Origin of the sequence: Serratia nevei (genome assembly GCF_024160145.1) — a bacterium.
GTDB lineage: Bacteria > Pseudomonadota > Gammaproteobacteria > Enterobacterales > Enterobacteriaceae > Serratia > Serratia nevei_A.
In genome coordinates this window covers 1-859 of sequence record NZ_JAMYWQ010000101.1, presented here as the reverse complement: position 1 = coordinate 859, position 859 = coordinate 1, and the positions used below count along the sequence as shown (strand labels likewise).

The following is an 859-nucleotide window of genomic DNA, read 5'->3' as shown; positions in this document are numbered from 1 at the left end:
AACAGGCGAAATGGCTGGTACTACCAGGGCGCAGAGAGCGAAGTTATCCTAGAGAACTCCGGGCCAGAAGCAGGAAATATCCAGATAAAAAAGTTGCTGGTCACCCTTAAGTGACCAGCATTACGCGCATGCGGCCTTTTTCTTTTGCTTCAGTTGCTTAATGCAAACCGTTCTCATTAATTCACTCTGGTGTGCAATTTACGCTTGATCGTGATGCCGGGTCGGCGCATAATTAATGTTATAGTATAACATTACATGAGAGAGCCATTATGAAACCCGGCATCCATCCCGATTATCGTACCGTGGTGTTCCACGACGTCAGCGCCAATGCCTACTTCAAAGTGGGATCGACCATCAAAACCGATCGCACCATTGAGCTGGATGGCGAAAGCTGGCCTTACGTCACCCTCGACGTCTCTTCCGCTTCGCATCCGTATTACACCGGCAAGCAGAAAGACTACTCCAAAGAAGGCAGCACGGCGCGCTTCCAGCAGCGCTTTGGCCGCTTTATCGGCAATAAGTAACAAGGAACCCACATGCAGGTATTGAGTTCATTGCGTTCGGCGAAAAATCGCCACCCGGATTGCAAAGTCGTGCGTCGTCGTGGCCGCATCTATGTGATCTGTAAAAGCAATCCGCGATTCAAAGCGGTACAGGGACGTAAGAAAAAGCGTTAACGTTAAAGTGTCATCTGTCGCAAAGCCCCGTTGCTGCTCAACGGGGCTTTTTTTAGGTTCATCGCGTTTTACCGGGGAATGCTGCTTTGATTTTCAGGAAGAAGTAAGCGTTATCCCGGTATCCATAAGCCATCCGCTTCATCACCTTTATCTTATTGTTCATCCCTTCCAGCACGCTGGTA

At 49.2% G+C, this 859-nt stretch carries 3 protein-coding genes; 2 read left to right on the top strand and 1 reads right to left on the bottom strand.

Translation table 11 applies throughout. The annotated features are described in order from the left end of the window. The first annotated feature begins 269 nt into the window (after positions 1 to 269). Both M6G53_RS24915 and ykgO read left to right on the top strand, forming a co-directional pair. A complete protein-coding gene (locus M6G53_RS24915) occupies positions 270 to 524 on the top strand; it encodes a type B 50S ribosomal protein L31 (protein ID WP_004940303.1) in 255 nt (84 codons plus the stop codon). A gap of 12 nt (positions 525 to 536) precedes the next feature. Continuing rightward, positions 537 to 677: a type B 50S ribosomal protein L36 gene (gene ykgO / locus M6G53_RS24910; protein WP_004940304.1), complete on the top strand. Its 141-nt coding sequence runs from the start codon at positions 537 to 539 to the stop codon at positions 675 to 677. Positions 678 to 735: 58 nt separating this feature from the next. On the opposite strand, the gene M6G53_RS24905 is transcribed toward ykgO, so the two are convergent. Next, a partial coding sequence (locus M6G53_RS24905; RefSeq protein WP_253335227.1) for a transposase occupies positions 736 to 859 on the bottom strand: 124 nt, incomplete at its 5' end.